At 57.1% G+C, this 15056-nt stretch carries 13 protein-coding genes and 2 pseudogenes; 9 read left to right on the top strand and 6 right to left on the bottom strand.

Annotated features, from left to right (window positions below):
• Positions 1 to 22: 22 nt before the first annotated feature.
• On the top strand, positions 23 to 2008 hold the full coding sequence (locus FHT29_RS28955; protein ID WP_047558167.1) for a primary-amine oxidase: 1986 nt from the start codon (positions 23 to 25) through the stop codon (positions 2006 to 2008).
• Between the two features lie 325 nt (positions 2009 to 2333).
• On the opposite strand, the pseudogene FHT29_RS28950 reads toward FHT29_RS28955, so the two are convergent.
• The 4 genes and pseudogenes from FHT29_RS28950 to FHT29_RS28935 form a co-directional block, all read right to left on the bottom strand.
• Positions 2334 to 2543: pseudogene (locus tag FHT29_RS28950) on the bottom strand (transposase); the annotation flags it as partial.
• A gap of 98 nt (positions 2544 to 2641) precedes the next feature.
• Positions 2642 to 3403: a metallophosphoesterase gene (locus FHT29_RS28945; RefSeq protein ID WP_047558462.1), complete on the bottom strand. Its 762-nt coding sequence runs from the start codon at positions 3401 to 3403 to the stop codon at positions 2642 to 2644.
• Positions 3404 to 3856: 453 nt separating this feature from the next.
• A complete protein-coding gene (locus FHT29_RS28940) occupies positions 3857 to 4843 on the bottom strand; it encodes a substrate-binding domain-containing protein (protein WP_047558164.1) in 987 nt (328 codons plus the stop codon).
• Positions 4844 to 4891: 48 nt separating this feature from the next.
• On the bottom strand, positions 4892 to 5872 hold the full coding sequence (locus FHT29_RS28935) for an NAD(P)-dependent oxidoreductase (RefSeq protein ID WP_037198335.1): 981 nt from the start codon (positions 5870 to 5872) through the stop codon (positions 4892 to 4894).
• Positions 5873 to 6131: 259 nt separating this feature from the next.
• Between FHT29_RS28935 and FHT29_RS28930 the strand changes: the two genes are divergently transcribed.
• Together FHT29_RS28930 and FHT29_RS28925 are read left to right on the top strand one after the other, a co-directional pair.
• Positions 6132 to 6872: an ATP-binding cassette domain-containing protein gene (locus FHT29_RS28930; protein WP_037198334.1), complete on the top strand. Its 741-nt coding sequence runs from the start codon at positions 6132 to 6134 to the stop codon at positions 6870 to 6872.
• Between the two features lie 40 nt (positions 6873 to 6912).
• Positions 6913 to 7911 carry an ABC transporter permease gene (locus FHT29_RS28925; protein ID WP_037198332.1) on the top strand — a complete coding sequence of 333 codons (999 nt, stop codon included), beginning with the start codon at positions 6913 to 6915 and terminating at the stop codon, positions 7909 to 7911.
• Positions 7912 to 8195: 284 nt separating this feature from the next.
• Here the strand turns inward: FHT29_RS28925 and FHT29_RS28920 are convergent, their stop codons facing one another.
• On the bottom strand, positions 8196 to 8570 hold the full coding sequence (locus FHT29_RS28920; RefSeq protein WP_037198331.1) for a VOC family protein: 375 nt from the start codon (positions 8568 to 8570) through the stop codon (positions 8196 to 8198).
• A 40-nt stretch (positions 8571 to 8610) separates the two neighbouring features.
• Positions 8611 to 9414: a helix-turn-helix transcriptional regulator gene (locus tag FHT29_RS28915; RefSeq protein ID WP_047558161.1), complete on the bottom strand. Its 804-nt coding sequence runs from the start codon at positions 9412 to 9414 to the stop codon at positions 8611 to 8613.
• Positions 9415 to 9846: 432 nt separating this feature from the next.
• On the opposite strand from FHT29_RS28915, the gene FHT29_RS28910 reads away from it, so the two are divergent.
• From FHT29_RS28910 to FHT29_RS28885, 6 genes and pseudogenes are all read left to right on the top strand, one after another.
• A complete protein-coding gene (locus FHT29_RS28910) occupies positions 9847 to 11877 on the top strand; it encodes an FUSC family protein (RefSeq protein ID WP_168600715.1) in 2031 nt (676 codons plus the stop codon).
• Positions 11874 to 12083, top strand: coding sequence for a DUF1656 domain-containing protein (locus FHT29_RS28905; protein WP_047558157.1), 210 nt, complete (start codon positions 11874 to 11876; stop codon positions 12081 to 12083). The genes FHT29_RS28910 and FHT29_RS28905 overlap by 4 nt, the downstream gene beginning before the upstream one ends.
• Positions 12080 to 12958, top strand: coding sequence for an HlyD family secretion protein (locus FHT29_RS28900; RefSeq protein WP_047558155.1), 879 nt, complete (start codon positions 12080 to 12082; stop codon positions 12956 to 12958). Before FHT29_RS28905 ends, FHT29_RS28900 begins: the two co-directional genes overlap by 4 nt.
• 469 nt (positions 12959 to 13427) lie before the next feature.
• On the top strand, positions 13428 to 13709 hold the full coding sequence (locus FHT29_RS28895) for a type II toxin-antitoxin system ParD family antitoxin (protein WP_037198323.1): 282 nt from the start codon (positions 13428 to 13430) through the stop codon (positions 13707 to 13709).
• Positions 13699 to 14016 carry a type II toxin-antitoxin system RelE/ParE family toxin gene (locus FHT29_RS28890; protein WP_047558459.1) on the top strand — a complete coding sequence of 106 codons (318 nt, stop codon included), beginning with the start codon at positions 13699 to 13701 and terminating at the stop codon, positions 14014 to 14016. Before FHT29_RS28895 ends, FHT29_RS28890 begins: the two co-directional genes overlap by 11 nt.
• A gap of 178 nt (positions 14017 to 14194) precedes the next feature.
• Positions 14195 to 14329, top strand: a pseudogene (locus FHT29_RS28885) (IS5/IS1182 family transposase); the annotation flags it as partial.
• Between the last annotated feature and the right edge of the window lie 727 nt (positions 14330 to 15056).

The raw sequence follows: 15056 nt of genomic DNA, 5'->3' as shown, positions 1-15056 counted from the left end.
TCAAGATTTGAAAGGCAAACCCATGGACGCCGTCGTCGCGCTCACCCATCCACTCGACCCGCTGAGCCTTGCAGAAATTGGGGCTGCGGTTGCCATCCTCAAGGATGCAAAGTCCCTCCCATCAACCGTCCGATTTCCAATCATCCGGCTCGAAGAGCCGACCAAGGCGGATCTGGCTGCCCATCGCCAGGGCGGCTATCTCCCGCGCCGCGCCTTCCTCCTCGCAATGGACATTAGCAACGGCGAGACCTTCGAGGGTATCGTCGATCTGAGCAAGGGCGAAGTTGCCTCCTATGTCCGCCTGCCGCTCAATGAAATGCCCTATGGCCAACCGCCGGTCATGCTTTGCGAATTCGAGACGGTCGAGGGAACGGTGAAATCCGATCCTCGCTGGATCGCCGCGGTCAAGAAACGCGGGATTACCGATGAAGACATACCACTCATCCAGATCGATCCGTTCTCGTCAGGCTATTTCGGCCACGACTTCGAGAAGGGCAAACGCATCGTGCGCGCCGTTTCCTACTGGCGCGGTGATGTCCGCGACAATGGCTATGCCCACCCGGTTGAAGGTGTCGTTGCGGTCGTCGATCTGACCGCCAACAAGGTGGTCGATCTTCACGATGACGAGAAGATCATTCCGGTGCCGAAGAAAAAGCGGAACTACGGTCGCGAATCCTTTCCCGAAACGCGGCCTGACCTGAAGCCTCTGCATATCGTCCAGCCGAAAGGCACGAGCTTCTCGGTCGACGGCTGGAAGGTGGAATGGCAGGGCTGGAGCTTCCGCATCGGCTTCACGCCGCGCGAGGGCCTGGTGATCTACGAGCTGGGCATCGACGACCAGGGCCGGAAGCGGCCGGTGATCTTCCGCGCCAGCGTCACCGAAATGGTCGTGCCCTATGCCGATCCGACCGCCAACCATTACTGGAAGAGCGCATTCGACGCCGGCGAATATGGCCTGGGGCGCCTGGCAAACTGCCTGGAACTCGGCTGCGACTGCCTCGGCCAGATCCACTATTTCGACGTGCCGGCGGCCGACGATTTCGGCCAGCCATTTGTCATGAAGAACGCCATCTGCATGCACGAGGAAGACTACGGCATCCTTTGGAAGCACTACGAATTCCGCAACGGCATCTTCGAAGTGCGCCGCTCGCGCCGTCTCGTTATCTCCTTCTTCGCCACCGTCGGCAATTACGACTACGGCTTCTACTGGTATCTCTACCAGGACGGCACGATACAGCTGGAAGCGAAGCTGACCGGCATCATCCAGACGGCGGCCGTCGCCGATGGCGAGACCTATCGCTGGGGCGGCATGGTCGACGACAATCTCGGTGGGCCGACGCACCAGCACTTCTTTAACGTCCGCCTGCACATGGACGTCGATGGCGGCGGCAACACGGTGACGGAACACGACTTCGTGCCGCGCCCCTGGGGCGAGGACAATCCCTACGGAAACGTCTTCGATACCAAGAGCCGGGTGCTGAAAAGCGAACTCGATTCACCGTCAGTGGCCAATGGCGAAACGGGTCGATATTGGAAGGTGCAAAATCCGAACGTGACCAACAGCGTCGGCAAGGCGCCCGGGTACAAGCTTGTCGCTATGCCCTCGCCCGTGATGCTGGCTCAGCCAGAATCGACGGTCGCTCAACGCGGCGGCTTCGCCAAGAAGCATGTTTGGGTCACCGCTTTCGACGAAAAGGAGAAATATGCGAGCGGCGACTATCCCAATGTCCATGCGGGTGGCGATGGCCTGCCGGCCTACGTCAAGCAGAACCGCCCCATCGAGAACGCAGACCTAGTGCTATGGCATTCCTTCGGTCACACGCATGTCTGCAAACCCGAGGATTTCCCGATCATGCCGGTGGAATACGCCGGCTTCACCCTGAAGCCAAATGGCTTCTTCGCCGGCAACATCGCCATGAACCTACCGACGGGGGACAATGGACATAGCGTCGACAACCGTGTTCAACAGGCCGGGGGCAAACCAGCTCAAAGCTGCTGCAGCAAGTGATTACTGCCGCGCTCCCGGAGGCATTAGCATCCGGGGGAGCGGGAAAAACGTGGGGGGTAAGGCTCTTTCACGTGGATTGAACTTACCCCAGCGGTTAGCGATTTAATTGCACCAATCACCGAGGCGTTGTCGCCAGAAAGTCATAGATCTCTTGATCGAGAACCTCGGTCGGCTCGTTGTTCGACTAAGCGACAGGATCTTCGCCACCGAGAATTTGAGCATCGCGTAAGCGCAGCATTTTCTTTATGATTTCATCATCGAGAAATATAAGTAACTTGCCGGTTTCACGCATTGCGTGTCGTTTCGCATTTAATCGGGGTCTTCCTCAATTTGTGTGGAGATGAGTCAATTTGATTGGCATCATCCGCGCCCTAAGAAGCTCTGGTCCCGCCCTGCCGCACATTGCGCGCTTGATCGTCTTCAGTCGGTTGATCCGGCCTTCTGCCTGACCGTTGCTCCAGGGCAGGTCGATGGCGTTACAGACGGCGTCGATATCACGGCGAAGTACACGGGCAAAACGGGCCAGGGCCGAGACGCCTTTATGATCTAAATAGCCTTACGACTTATCTGAGATTTTGTGGCGTAACATCCTGCTATGGAAACCATTGAAACCCGATCTCCTTCTCCTGGCGATTAGTCGGGTCGCCACTCGCCGGCCTGGACGATACCGGCCTCGGTTAGTTCGGTGCACACGAAGTGTGAAAGCTCATCGCGCCTGATTACGGCGGCGCTCAGCCGGCTAGTCCGATATGCTCCGGTATCCAAAGCTATGCGATTCAAGTAGACTTCGGGTCGCAGCGACTTCGTGATCGTGTGACCGTGCAAAACGACATGGTCAAACACATCCATATGGTCGAGGAAGCCCGCCCTGATCCAACGCAAGTCGTATTCGCTTTGATTTGCAAGCTGAACACCAGGACGTATTCCAGCGTGAACAAAGCAGAAGCGCCCGATCTCCTTGAATGTCAGCGCGTTTTCTAGCAAGTCCACATGGTGTGGGAAGACGCGGCGAATTTCCGCGGCGATGTTCTCGAAATCCGGCACCGGGCGATTGGAATATGCGCTCATCGTTGCGACGCCTCCCCAGTCCATCCAGTTGACGGCGTCCTCATAGGTGAGAGCGCCACGAAGGAGCTCACGCAGGTAAAAATCATGGTTGCCAAGGATTAGTCGAGAACCCGGATAAAGGTCGAGTGTCGAACAAACCTGATCGAGTACCTTTGGACTATCTGGGCCGCGGTCGATCAGATCGCCTAGGAAGATCACGACCGGCTTGGATTGCTGATCATTCGAGGCAGCCGCGATGTATCCAAGCATGGCCTCAAGAAGATCGGCGCGTCCATGGACGTCGGCAATGGCATAGATGTCGGACGGTAAGCTCTCGGTTCTAGTCACTGTTTCTTCCTGCAGGCGAACAAGGTGCGCGATGGTATCCCTGGTGCTCGCAAGGTATCGGGACTTGGAGCGGCGGGGACGGGACCAGGGCCAAGCCTTGGTGTTGGCAGCTCCTATAGGCCATGTCGGCCTTGACGCGCCATCAAAAGTGAATGTTGGCGCGAAATTTCCGACCTGTCTTAGCCTGATTTGAAATGTCGTGACTGTGAATCGGCTCCGAACCCTCACCCCGTTGACATCATCGACAACCATTTGGAAACGTAGTGAAAATCAAGAAATTAAGTGGGTTATCCCCGAGCCGGCCGGAATCCCGCTTTGGCGCGCAATTGCGTAATGGGATCAATATGTTGGGCTCCATCCCCAAGGGGGCCACCTTCGGAGCCGATTCACACTCGATGCGTCTCGTGAGGGACATTCGGCGCACCCTTGAACCGGGTGCGCCAAACCGTAAACCTACTTTTGAATGCAGGTGTCGACTGTATCCTTTGTGCACTCATCGAGCCCGGTGAAGACCGGATCTTTAACCGGCTTGCCGGCAATCAGATCCATCAGCACCGAAGGTGCCTTGTAGCCCATCTCGAATGGCCGCTGGCCGACGAGCGCAGTCACCAGACCTTCCTTCGCAATGGCAACCTCGTCGCCGATCGTGTCGGCCGCACCAATGACGAAATCGTTGCTGGCGATCTTCTCGGCCATCGGTTTGAACAGATCGCGATAGGGTTGCGGCGCACCGAACAATGGCCAGCCACCCATAATGCCGAATGCGTCCATGCCGGGATTGGCCGCGAGAATATCGGTCATTGCCTGAACACCCTTGGCACCGTCGTCATTCGTGAACACCGGGCAGCCGGCAACCTCAGTCCAACCACCCTCGCCTTTCAGCGCGGTCAAGCCTTTCTGGCCAGTGAGCGTGTCGCGCATCCCTTGTGCGCGGCGTAGAATATTGTCTGCTCCCGGATTGCCTTCGATCGTGCAGATCTTACCGCCCTTCGGCTTGGCCTTCTTGATGTACTCCCCGATGCGGGCGCCCATCAGATAATTGTCCGTGCCAAGATAGGTCTTGCGCAAGGCTGCATCCTCGGCAGCAAGATCGGCATCGAGCGTCATCACCGGAACCGTCGGGTTGGCGGTCTTCAGGGTTTGGGCGATGAGCTTTGCATTTGACGGCGAAATTGCGATTGCAGCCGTGTCTGCCTTGCCCAACATATCCTGAACGATCTGCGCTTCGCCGGCTTCATCGGATGTCGATGCCGGACCGGTGTAGAAGCACTCGTATTCCGCCGTGGGATTCTCTTTGTTCCATTTCTGGCAACCTTGATTGATTGCTTCGAAGAACGGATTGTCGAGGCCCTTGACGACGATGACGAGTTGTTTCTTGGCCAAGGCCTGCCCGGCGGTGAGTGCTAAGACTGCGGCTGTAAGTAGTAATGCCTTCCTCATAGTTTCCTCCCTTGAAACAGACGGACACCGCGTGCCCGCCACACGAAATCAACCCGGATACCAGACGATGCGAGGCTCCTCCTTCGAACGCTCATATTGCCATGCCGAGTCGATAAGCATCTCGAGATCGTAGTTTGGCCGCCAATCCAGCAGGTATTTTGCCTTGCTGTTGTCCATCCAATTGGAATGGAAGCGGCTTGGTATGTCGATGGAGCCGAGATTGCGCGTGCGCAGGAGATAGGCGGCGACTTCAGCATAGTCGACAGGTCTGTCCATGCAGATGTTGAAGAGTTGCCGCTCCGCCCGGGGGTTGTCGATCGCTGCCAATATTGCCGATACGAGGTCATCGACGTGCACGAAATTGCGTTTCAGCGGACGTCCGTCAGCATCGAGCAGCAGCGGCACCGTACCTATTGCTGCATAGCGCCGCGCCGCTTCTTCCGGAACGAGCATCTTCCAGTCCGGACCGCCAAAGACGTCGTCTCCAAAAGACAGCGAATACTTGAAATCGTCCTTCTCCATGATCCAGGGCGCGCGCAGACAACAGCCATTCAGTCCGTACTGAATGCCGAACTGCTCCAGCATGACCTCTTCCAGAACCTTGGAGAGCGCATAGCCACCCGGATAAGCACAATGGGGGGTACTCTCGGTGATCGGGCCGTCGTGGCGATAGTGGAAATGCCCCACGCCCGCATCGCCGCCGATCAGGATGAACTGGCGTGCCGTGACGTTCGTACGGAACTCCTCAAGCAGCCAAAAGAGACCTTTGACCGTGACATCCATGATGTCGCTCGGCGTTTCCTTGCATGTGGCGAGATGCACGACATGGGTAACGTCATTCAGCGCCGCTACCACAACATCGCGATCGGCGATCGAGCCGCGGATGACGTCGACACGGTCGGTCTCATCGCACAAACGATTATGACAAAGCGCGCGGATACGGGCTTTGGAAAATCTCGGATCGTCAAGCAGCCCAGCAATAAAGCGCCGCCCGACCTTGCCCGTTGCACCGGTAACAAGGATCAGCATGCTCTTTCTCCCATTGATAGCTAATATCCGGGCGCAACTCTCGTCAAACGATATTTGTCTGACAAAACTGATTTTGCGATAATAAGGCCAAACCTCGGACAATTAGTTGACGCTGTCGCGGGGTTTTGCGTAAATGCTCCTGATCGCTTCTCCTCGGAGGACATTGGAAAAGCGAATTCGCTGGAGCCTCGCGTCGAAGACAAGCAGGGTTCGGAGCGACGGATGGCCTGCAAGTTTTGGGTGGGAGGCCCGGAGGCTGGTGGCGGTTCTTGAGCTCAGCAATATTTCCAAACATTTCGGTGCCATCCAGGCAGTCAACGATGTCTCGTTTTCGCTCGAAGCGGGGCAGGTTGTCGGCTTGATGGGCGACAACGGCGCTGGCAAGTCCACATTGGTGAAGATGATTGCCGGCAACTTTCGACCGAGCCATGGAACCATGCGGCTCGACGGCACCGATCTCGTGTTACATCGGCCAAAGGAAGCGCGCCAGCATGGCATTGAGATTGTTCACCAGGATTTGGCGCTCTGCAACAATCTGACGGCGGCAGCAAACGTGTTCCTCGGACGAGAACTGCGCCGCGGCGTATGGCCTCTTCGCATCCTCGACCACAAGAGCATGTACAAGCGCGCCGGCGAGATATTTCGCGAGCTCAAATCCGAGACGCGGGCGCGCGATCTCGTAAAGCAAATGTCCGGTGGCCAGCGGCAAGCGGTAGCGATCGGCCGCACGATGCTGTCTGAAGCGAAAATCGTATTGATGGACGAGCCGACAGCAGCCATTTCCGTGCGCCAGGTGGCTGAGGTTCTGAATCTGATCCGCCAATTGCGGGACCGGGGCATTGTCGTTGTCCTGATCAGCCACCGCATGCCCGACGTCTTTTCGGTCGCCGACCGCGTGATCGTGATGCGGCGAGGCAGAAAAGTGGCCGACAAGCAGATTGCAGCAAGTTCGCCGGAGGAAGTGACAGGACTGATCACCGGCGCCATCGAACAGGTGTGATCGATGCTATCCGTTGCAACAGGAAGGAAGAAGGTCGACGATGGCGATTACACTTGACCAAACGATCGGACAGAAACAACGGAGCTGGCTTGCGACGATCGTGGGCGGCCAGACATTCTGGGTGCTGATTGCAGTCATTCTCGCCTGCATTTTTCTGTCGATGGCGACGGACTCTTTTGCGACGGCGAAGAACATCTACAACATCACCCGCAACGTCACTTTCGTCGCCATTATCGCGCTGGGCATGACGTTGGTCATCATCACCGGCGGCATTGATTTGTCCGTTGGCTCCGTGCTTTGCCTGTGCAGCATGGTGCTGGCGGTCGTCATGCACGCGGGATACAGCATTGAAGTCGGCATCGTCGCCTCAATCGGTACTGCTCTTCTGGTCGGAGCTTTCAACGGCATATTGATTGCCTATCTCGGCTTCCCACCTTTCGTCGTCACTCTCGGCATGTTGTCGATTGCGCGCAGCCTTGCGATGGTTGCGTCCAACAACACTGTCGTTTTCCAGTTCGGGCCTGATCACGACAAACTACTGGCGCTGGGTGGCGGCGCTTGGGTTTTCGGCATCGCCAATCCAGTGCTTTACATGGTCGTGCTGGCACTCATTACCGGTTTCGTGCTGCGCTGGACCAAATTCGGCCGCTATGTTTTTGCCATCGGCGGCAATGAGCACGCCGCAACACTGACGGGCGTTCCCGTGCCGCGGATCAAGGTTATCGTATATATGATTTCTGCCCTGTCGGCGGGGGTTGCCGGCATCATCCAAACCGGCTGGCTCGGCGCTGTCACCACCAACATTGGCGCCGGGATGGAACTTCAGGTCATTGCCGCCGCGGTTATTGGCGGAGCCAATCTGGCTGGCGGCGTGGGCACCGCGTTTGGAGCGTTGATCGGCGCCGCACTCATAGAGATTATCCGTAACAGCCTTGGCTTGCTCGGTATCAACGCGTTCTGGCAAGGTAGCTTTATCGGTGGGGCAATTGTGCTTGCCGTCCTTCTCGACCGAATTCGCAACTTGAGACACGACGAGTAGGTGAAGCCAGTCGATCGCGGATGATGACTTCTGGCCGGCGCTGGTGGAAGCATTGGGGAAAGTTTGGTTGCGGGGGCCGGCTCTGGTGCAAAAATTTCTTGGTGTAGAATGGAATTCCAGACGGTCTGTGTTTTTGACGAGGAAGCCCTCTTTTTTACCGCCCGCAATCGCGCTTCACCGTTACCGGGCGATTGTTCAAAGCCGCTTGCAATCAAGAGAAGGAATATTTTTCTCTGATCTTACGGCTCCAAAATTTTTTCAGCAGAGCCCTACGCACAGCTACCTCATTTCATCGGATGCGTCCGTGCGGTCAGCTTGTTTCCGTCAGGGTCGCGAAGATATGCGACGAACGCGCCGTTCGGCCGTTCCGTAGGCGGGCTCTCGATTGCCATGCCGCCATGTGCGACACCGGCGGCATGCCACGCCAGGACATGGTCGGGGGTCGTCGCCGCAATACCGATCGTTCCGCCGTTGGCAGCGGTCGCCGGCTTGCCGTCGATCGGTTTCGTGATCATCAGCCGCCCTCCTTCATGGGCGTAGATCAGCCGGCCTCTCGCATCCATCTCGCCGGGCTTGCCCCCAAGGGCGACGAAGGTGGCATCGTAGAAATTTCTCGACCGTTCGAGGTCGTTGCTGCCGATCATGACATGGGTGAACATGTTTTATCTCCTCTCGGGTGGTAACTGTATTTCCTGGTGCCTACCGGTCAAAGTTACCTAAATATCTGGCTGGCGATGTGCCAAGCGCTTTCTTGAACATGGTGATAAACGCAGACACGGATTCATATCCAAGGTCGCCCGAAACCTGCTGCACTGTCGCCCCCGCTGCAAGGCTGCGGATTGCGACGATCAATTGCAGCTGCTGTCGCCAACGGCCGAATGTCAGTCCGGTCTCATGCTGAACGAGACGTGCGAGCGAATTTTCACTCATTCCTAGTCGCCTTGCCCATTGCGCCATCGTACTGCGATCGGAAGGATCATCGGCCAATTCCGATGCAATCCGCACAAGCCGGGGCTCATCCGTGAGCGGGAGATGAAGATGCTCTACCGGCATCCGCGACAATGCCGACAGAAGCAATGTTGCCATGAGTTTAGAGTCAGCAGTCGCCGCTGCGGTCTGATCGGCCATCTCAATGATAAGTTCCCTGACGAGCGGGGATAGGCACAGCGTGCAGCATCGGTCCGGCAGATCGGCGGCGCCCGGCTCGATGAACAGAAAAAACAAACGGGCATTGGCGGTTGCCACATTGCTGTGCTGCATGCCGCCGGGAACCCAGACGCCGCAATGAGGCGGCACCATCCACAGCCCGCTTGGAACGCGACATGTCACGCCGCCCCGCGAAGCCATGACAAGCTGCCCTTTTCGGTGGCGGTGTTCAGGTGCCTCCCGTTCATTCTGCGAGACGTCGATCCTCACGGCGTGCACAGGCGCAAGGGAGGTTTCGATCTCGTGGTCGGCAAAAGCTTTAGATAGAGAGAGCGACTGGTGGAATTTAGTTATCATTAGAGAGAATATCTAAATTCATCTGCGTGCTTTGTCGATAGAGTCACGTCAAAGAGTTCGGAGATTGACGATGACAGTTCAAAAGCAAGAGCCGCAATGGTGGTCCGATATCATCCAGGCTGAAATCCGATTGCCTCAAAAGGGCTCTCGCAGGCTTCGCATTTTGCCTCCCCAATGCACGTCTATGGGGGCCGGTGGCATAGCCATTGTACGAAAGTTCATAAAAGCCTGCCTCGCGCGGACACTCTGGCTCTTTCGTCATCAGCCGACCCCCAATTCGGCTGTCTCGTGTGCAGATCCACTCGAAGCTTACATGTATGCCTGCATGATGGCTCCGGTCTTTTGCTACGTCTCGCCCACAGTCTACGGACTGACTGTCTCCAATGATGAACGAGGTGCCACGCGGGTCGATACTCACTCGGGAGACGACTTGTGAGCGCACGACCGGTCGTCACCACCAGTAATGTAATATTTTCGTTGAAGACATTCCTGGCGGCAATGCTGGCCTATTACATCGCAATAAGGTTCGATCTGCCGCGACCATTCTGGGCGGTGGCAACCGTCTACATCGTTGCTCATCCGCTTTCGGGTGCGATCTCGTCGAAATCATTCTATCGACTGCTGGGGACCCTGACCGGCGGCGTTGCGACGCTTATCATGATCCCAAACCTGGTGAACGAACCAGTGCTGCTTTCCGCAGCGATCATTGTATGGGTTTCAGGATGCACTTTTCTCAGCCTTCTTGATCGCACGCCTCGCGGCTATGCCTCTCTCCTGGCCGGCTACACCGTGCTTCTCGCGGGACTGCCGCTCGTCGCGGCGCCAACAAATACGTTCGACACTGTCGTTTCCCGCGTAGAGGAGATCGGGCTTGCGATCCTGTGCGCCTCGATCGTCAGCCACGTTGTTCTTCCAGTTCATGTCGCTACAACCCTCCTCGGCCGGATCGATGCCTGGATCGCAAGGGCGCAGACGCTCTTTACGGCAACCGCAACTGCCGAGGCGGACGAAGCCCGAAGCAGAGCGGAACGGTACGCCTTGGCGGCGGACGCGGTCGACCTCCGGTCGTTCACGGCCCACCTTCGATATGACGGATCGAGGTATCGACGCGCAATGTCGGTGGTGAGATCACTGCAGCAGCGGATGGTGTCCTTCCTTCCGTTGCTGAGCGAACTGGAGGATCTGCGACGAGCACTGGCGAAGCTCAACACCCCCCGCTCGGAACAAGCTATATCAATGATTGCAGCTGTGGGATCGCGCTCAACAAGCGCCTCCGGGTTCTTCCAGACCAGGGCTGATTTGCTCGCCTCTTCCGGAGCGCCTCGATCATGGGAAAGTCTGCTTCTTGCCAATGTTGCGCGGAACCTGCGGGATGTTCTTCAGGTTTCTCGCGGGTGTCAGTTCCTTCAGGACGCCCTGAAGGAGGAGAACGCAGCGAGAGAGGCTCGTCGCTTCGTCTCTCCGGAGAATATTCCAGCTCCGCACCGTGATATCGGCATGGCATTGCTATCGGCGCTGGCGGTTGCGATCTGCCTGGCGACCTCCATGTTCTTCTGGATTGCAAGCGGCTGGACGGACGGGATGACATTTGCCCAGATTTCGGGTGTGCTTTGTTGCCTTCTGGCGACGATTGATGATCCGGTACCAGCCATGCGCAAATTCGTCGTTATCACAATCGGTGCCGTCATCGCAGCGTTCGTCTACGGCTTCGCGATCCTTCCGCTGATTGATGGTTTCGTGCCGCTCGCCGCTGCCCTCGGGCTATTCATGATCCCTGCCGGGATATGCCTCGCTGTGCCCTCGCTTGCGATAATCGGCATGGGGCTGTGCATAAACTTTCCGCTTCTTCTCGCCCTCCAGGCGCGCCAGAGCAGCGACTTCATGATGTTTGCGAACACAGGCATCGCAACCATTCTTGCGATGGTCTGGACAATCATGGTCTGCGGCATCTTCCGATCTGTCGGGACGGAGACCAACGCCCGGAGGCTTTTCTTCGTGACCCAGAAGCATGTCGCCAGGATCGCGGCTGGCCGACATGCAGACGCCCATGTCACGCGCCATCACCTCATCGATGTGGCAGGCCTGTTCGCCGCCAGGGCGGCGAAATTCTCTCCCGCCTCCGGCGCCTCCGATCCAGACCTTATAAGGGATCTGCGGACAGGACTTCATATAACAGCGATGCAAGAACTCGCGGATGAAGCCTCAATGCCGATGCGCCTCAAGGCGCAAGCAATCTTCTCCGGACTGGAGACGTTGTATCGGCTTGCGCCCGCCGAGCGAGGCGAACCATTGGAGAATGCAATCGGAATGCTGGACGACCTTATCCTTTCTACTGCGGACATGGTTCCAGTGGATGCCGAAACGGAACTTGTGGTGCACGCTGCTGGTCTTCGTCTGTGCCTCGCTCCGGAGGCGGATTTTCCGATTTTTATAACACCTCCTTCAAAAAGGAATGCTGCGTGACCGGACAATTCGACCTCTATGGTGTCTTTCTGCCATGGTTCTCGGCACTCGCGCTGTGCGCATACGGTCTGCTCCGCATACTTACATCGCTCCTCGCCAGGCTCGGGCTTTATCAAGCGGTGTGGCATCGCTCCCTGTTCAACCTCGCACTTTACATCACCGTCCTTGGCGGGCTTTCCGCCCTTTTCAACTGGTTGCAGATATGAAGAACCTTACGATCACCTCAGGCAGAGCCCTGTTGACCTTATCTATGGTGAGCTGCGCCGCGGTTCTAAGCTGGCACCTGTGGTCCTACTACATGGAGGCGCCGTGGACACGGGACGCTCATATCCGGGCGGACATCATCCGGCTGGCACCAGATGTCTCGGGACCTGTCACCGAGGTTCTGGTATCGGACAACGCTCAGGTGGAGAAAGGGACGCCCCTCTTTCGAATCGAAACAGACCGCTTCGACCTTGCGCTGCGCGAGGCGGAGGCCCAGGTGCAGAGCAGCAAAGCTGCGGCAGAGCTGGCGAGGACAGATTTCGAACGGTATCTACTGCTTGCATCCAAAGAAGCAGCCAGCCTCAAGGAGCGGCAGCATGCGGAGAGCCAGATGCGCCAGGCAGACGCCGCCTATCAATTGGCACTCGTGGGCGCTGACCTGGCGAAGCTGAACCTTGACCGGACAATCGTGAAGGCACCGGCCTCGGGTAAAATCACGAACTTCTCTCTACGTCGCGGAAACTATGTTTCCGCCGGAAGTGCGGTTGGGGTGCTCGTGGAAAGGCCATCCATCTATATCGCTGGATACTTCGAAGAAACCAAACTCCCACGTATCCACATCGGCGACCGTGTGAAGATCGATATCATGGGAGAGCCGCAATCGGTTACCGGGCGCGTCGCAGGTGTTGCCGCCGGAATCGAAGACCGAGAGCGAAGTGATGCTGCAGGCTCGCTGGCCAGCGTTGCCCCGACGTTCTCATGGGTTCGTCTGGCCCAGAGGATCCCGGTGCGCATCGAGTTCGAAGATGTCCCGGATGCAGTTCAGCTGGTTGCTGGGAGGACCGCTACAGTCTCTGTTGAACCGAAGGGCGACTAAGGTGTGGACCATCCCATCGCTGGAACGTGTAGATTGAGGTATACGCGTCCCTGCGCCTTCGTGACCTAAATCTGCTAAAGGCAGATTTGAGGGTCCCTCAGCGATGATGCCTGCACTATGTCTGATTAAGGCATTCCGAAGCGTAACCGATGTGCTGTTCACACCATCGCCGAATGTCGGTGCTTTAGCGGTGCGTGAGGGGAGATCGACACGCTCAGAAATGGGTGAACGGCTTTTGATCGAAATTACTTCGCCGTTCCTCGCCCGCTGCATAGCGCGGCATATCATCTAACGCTGCCTGGAAGACAGTGCGGATCTCGTCCTGACTAAAATTCCGATCCCAAGGCTCCGTCTGGGGAAGAAAACAGGCTCACTGTTCCGAACTAGCGGCGACCGCATTGCTCATTCTTTTTGCCACGACGCGAGCCTGGTGGTAAGGTTTCCTACCAAAAGGCCGAAGAGGATAACTATGTCGAACGTTTCAAAGGTCAGCATTGCAGTTACGCCACAGCAAGCTGAGCTGCTGCGGGATGCGGTCGAAAGTGGCGCCTATGCCAGTAGCAGTGAAATTGTCCGCGAAGCGATGCGTGATTGGTCCGCGAAATGGGCTACCCGAAAGAACGATATCCAGCATCTGCGCGAACTGTGGGCGCAGGGTAAAGCCAGCGGCACACCAAGAGCTGTTGATTTCGAGGCAACCCACGAAAAGGCTCGCCAGAAACTGAGTGCCGCTCGCAAACATGGTGGTTAAGCTTGTTTGGTCGCCTCAGGCCGAGGATGACGTCATCAGTATTTATGTCGAGATTGGCCTCCACCAACCGCTGGCGGCCGAGCGCTACTACGAGCAGTTTAAGCAGAAGGTCAGCCTTTTGGCCGATCAGCCGCAGCTTGGTCAGCGGCATCCCGAAATCGCAGCCAGCGCGCGGATGTTGGTTGAAGCACCTTATGTTATTCTCTACGAGACGATTCCGGATGCCGATCAGGGACCAGTCGACATCGTACAGATTGTGCGTGTTGTGGATGGCAGGCGCGATCTGCGCAACTTTTTAAAAGGTTAGAAGCCGCCCGGCTATGTGAAGTGGAGTGTCGCTTTCAGCTAGATTTGCGCCACTTTTTCATTTAGCATTGTACCAACTGATTACATTTATGATGTTGATCGAAAACATCTTCTTGCAGTGTGGGTGGATCCGTCCGAAATGAAAAGTGGGTCAAATTCGTGCGATAATCAACAACCGACACATCGAAGCGATCAGGGCGGACGGTCGGACGAAATGGCAAGTAACGACCGGCTATGGCAACCGCTCGCTGGTCGAGACCGCCATCGGCGGATACAAATCGATCATCGGACTTCGACGACGTTCAAGCATTCATCGGTACAGATGCATATCGCACCCACAAAGACCGGCGTTTCCCGAAGCTCGACAATCGCGATATCAGCAGCAATCCGGCGTTCAGCCTCTCCGACCCCGATACCTTCGGACTTTACGAACGCGCATATGAGCGGACCGCCGCGCTATATTGCCACGGCAGGCCCACACTGAAAGAACTCCTCGCGCGTATCGCGTCCAACGCGGAGCGCCTCTCGCGGTCCGGTCGCATCCCGGCTGCTCTTTATAAGAGACTATTTCACAGCTGGTGGCGAATGGATCCCGCAGCAACCGGTCCGGGCACCGGAGAGGAGGTCGACTTCGTGCCGACCGAACTCAAGATCCGTCAATCAGTGAAAGCAATAAGAGGCACCAGTACCTACGGGGGTTGAAGGACTCAGGGCCAAAGTGGTGATTGCCGCCGGGCGCCCGCCATCAGATGTCTGGCTTCCCTTTGATGAGCGGGCTATGCGTCCACCGGCTTGCTTAGGATGGTCTACCGCCTAAACGGCGTAGCAACTCCGCCAAGTTGCCGTCGCTGATGAGATGGTCAACGGGGGTGACACAGGAGCTACTTCGAGCCTACTTCGACCTTACGATGCCGCTAACGGCAATTGGCTCCGCCATCTTGCCCAGGGAAGCCTGGTTCCGGATGAAGGTCGAAGTGCGCCGAAAGATTAGGCAGCCCGCGCAATTGCGGCTATGATCTCCTGGAAGATCACGGGAGGCGG

This window comes from Rhizobium sp. SG741 (genome assembly GCF_012275435.1).
GTDB lineage: Bacteria > Pseudomonadota > Alphaproteobacteria > Rhizobiales > Rhizobiaceae > Rhizobium > Rhizobium lusitanum.
This window is presented reverse-complemented; position numbering and strand designations above follow the sequence as displayed.

What these genes read in the sequence shown, in the direction of transcription:
- FHT29_RS28955 (WP_047558167.1), top strand. Translation starts at nt 23, where the DNA reads ATGGACGCCGTCGTCGCGCTCACCCATCCACTCGACCCGCTGAGCCTT.
- FHT29_RS28940 (WP_047558164.1), bottom strand. Translation starts at nt 4,843, where the DNA reads ATGAGGAAGGCATTACTACTTACAGCCGCAGTCTTAGCACTCACCGCC.
- FHT29_RS28935 (WP_037198335.1), bottom strand. Translation starts at nt 5,872, where the DNA reads ATGCTGATCCTTGTTACCGGTGCAACGGGCAAGGTCGGGCGGCGCTTT.
- FHT29_RS28925 (WP_037198332.1), top strand. Translation starts at nt 6,913, where the DNA reads ATGGCGATTACACTTGACCAAACGATCGGACAGAAACAACGGAGCTGG.
- FHT29_RS28920 (WP_037198331.1), bottom strand. Translation starts at nt 8,570, where the DNA reads ATGTTCACCCATGTCATGATCGGCAGCAACGACCTCGAACGGTCGAGA.
- FHT29_RS28915 (WP_047558161.1), bottom strand. Translation starts at nt 9,414, where the DNA reads ATGATAACTAAATTCCACCAGTCGCTCTCTCTATCTAAAGCTTTTGCC.
- FHT29_RS28900 (WP_047558155.1), top strand. Translation starts at nt 12,080, where the DNA reads ATGAAGAACCTTACGATCACCTCAGGCAGAGCCCTGTTGACCTTATCT.
- FHT29_RS28895 (WP_037198323.1), top strand. Translation starts at nt 13,428, where the DNA reads ATGTCGAACGTTTCAAAGGTCAGCATTGCAGTTACGCCACAGCAAGCT.
- FHT29_RS28890 (WP_047558459.1), top strand. Translation starts at nt 13,699, where the DNA reads ATGGTGGTTAAGCTTGTTTGGTCGCCTCAGGCCGAGGATGACGTCATC.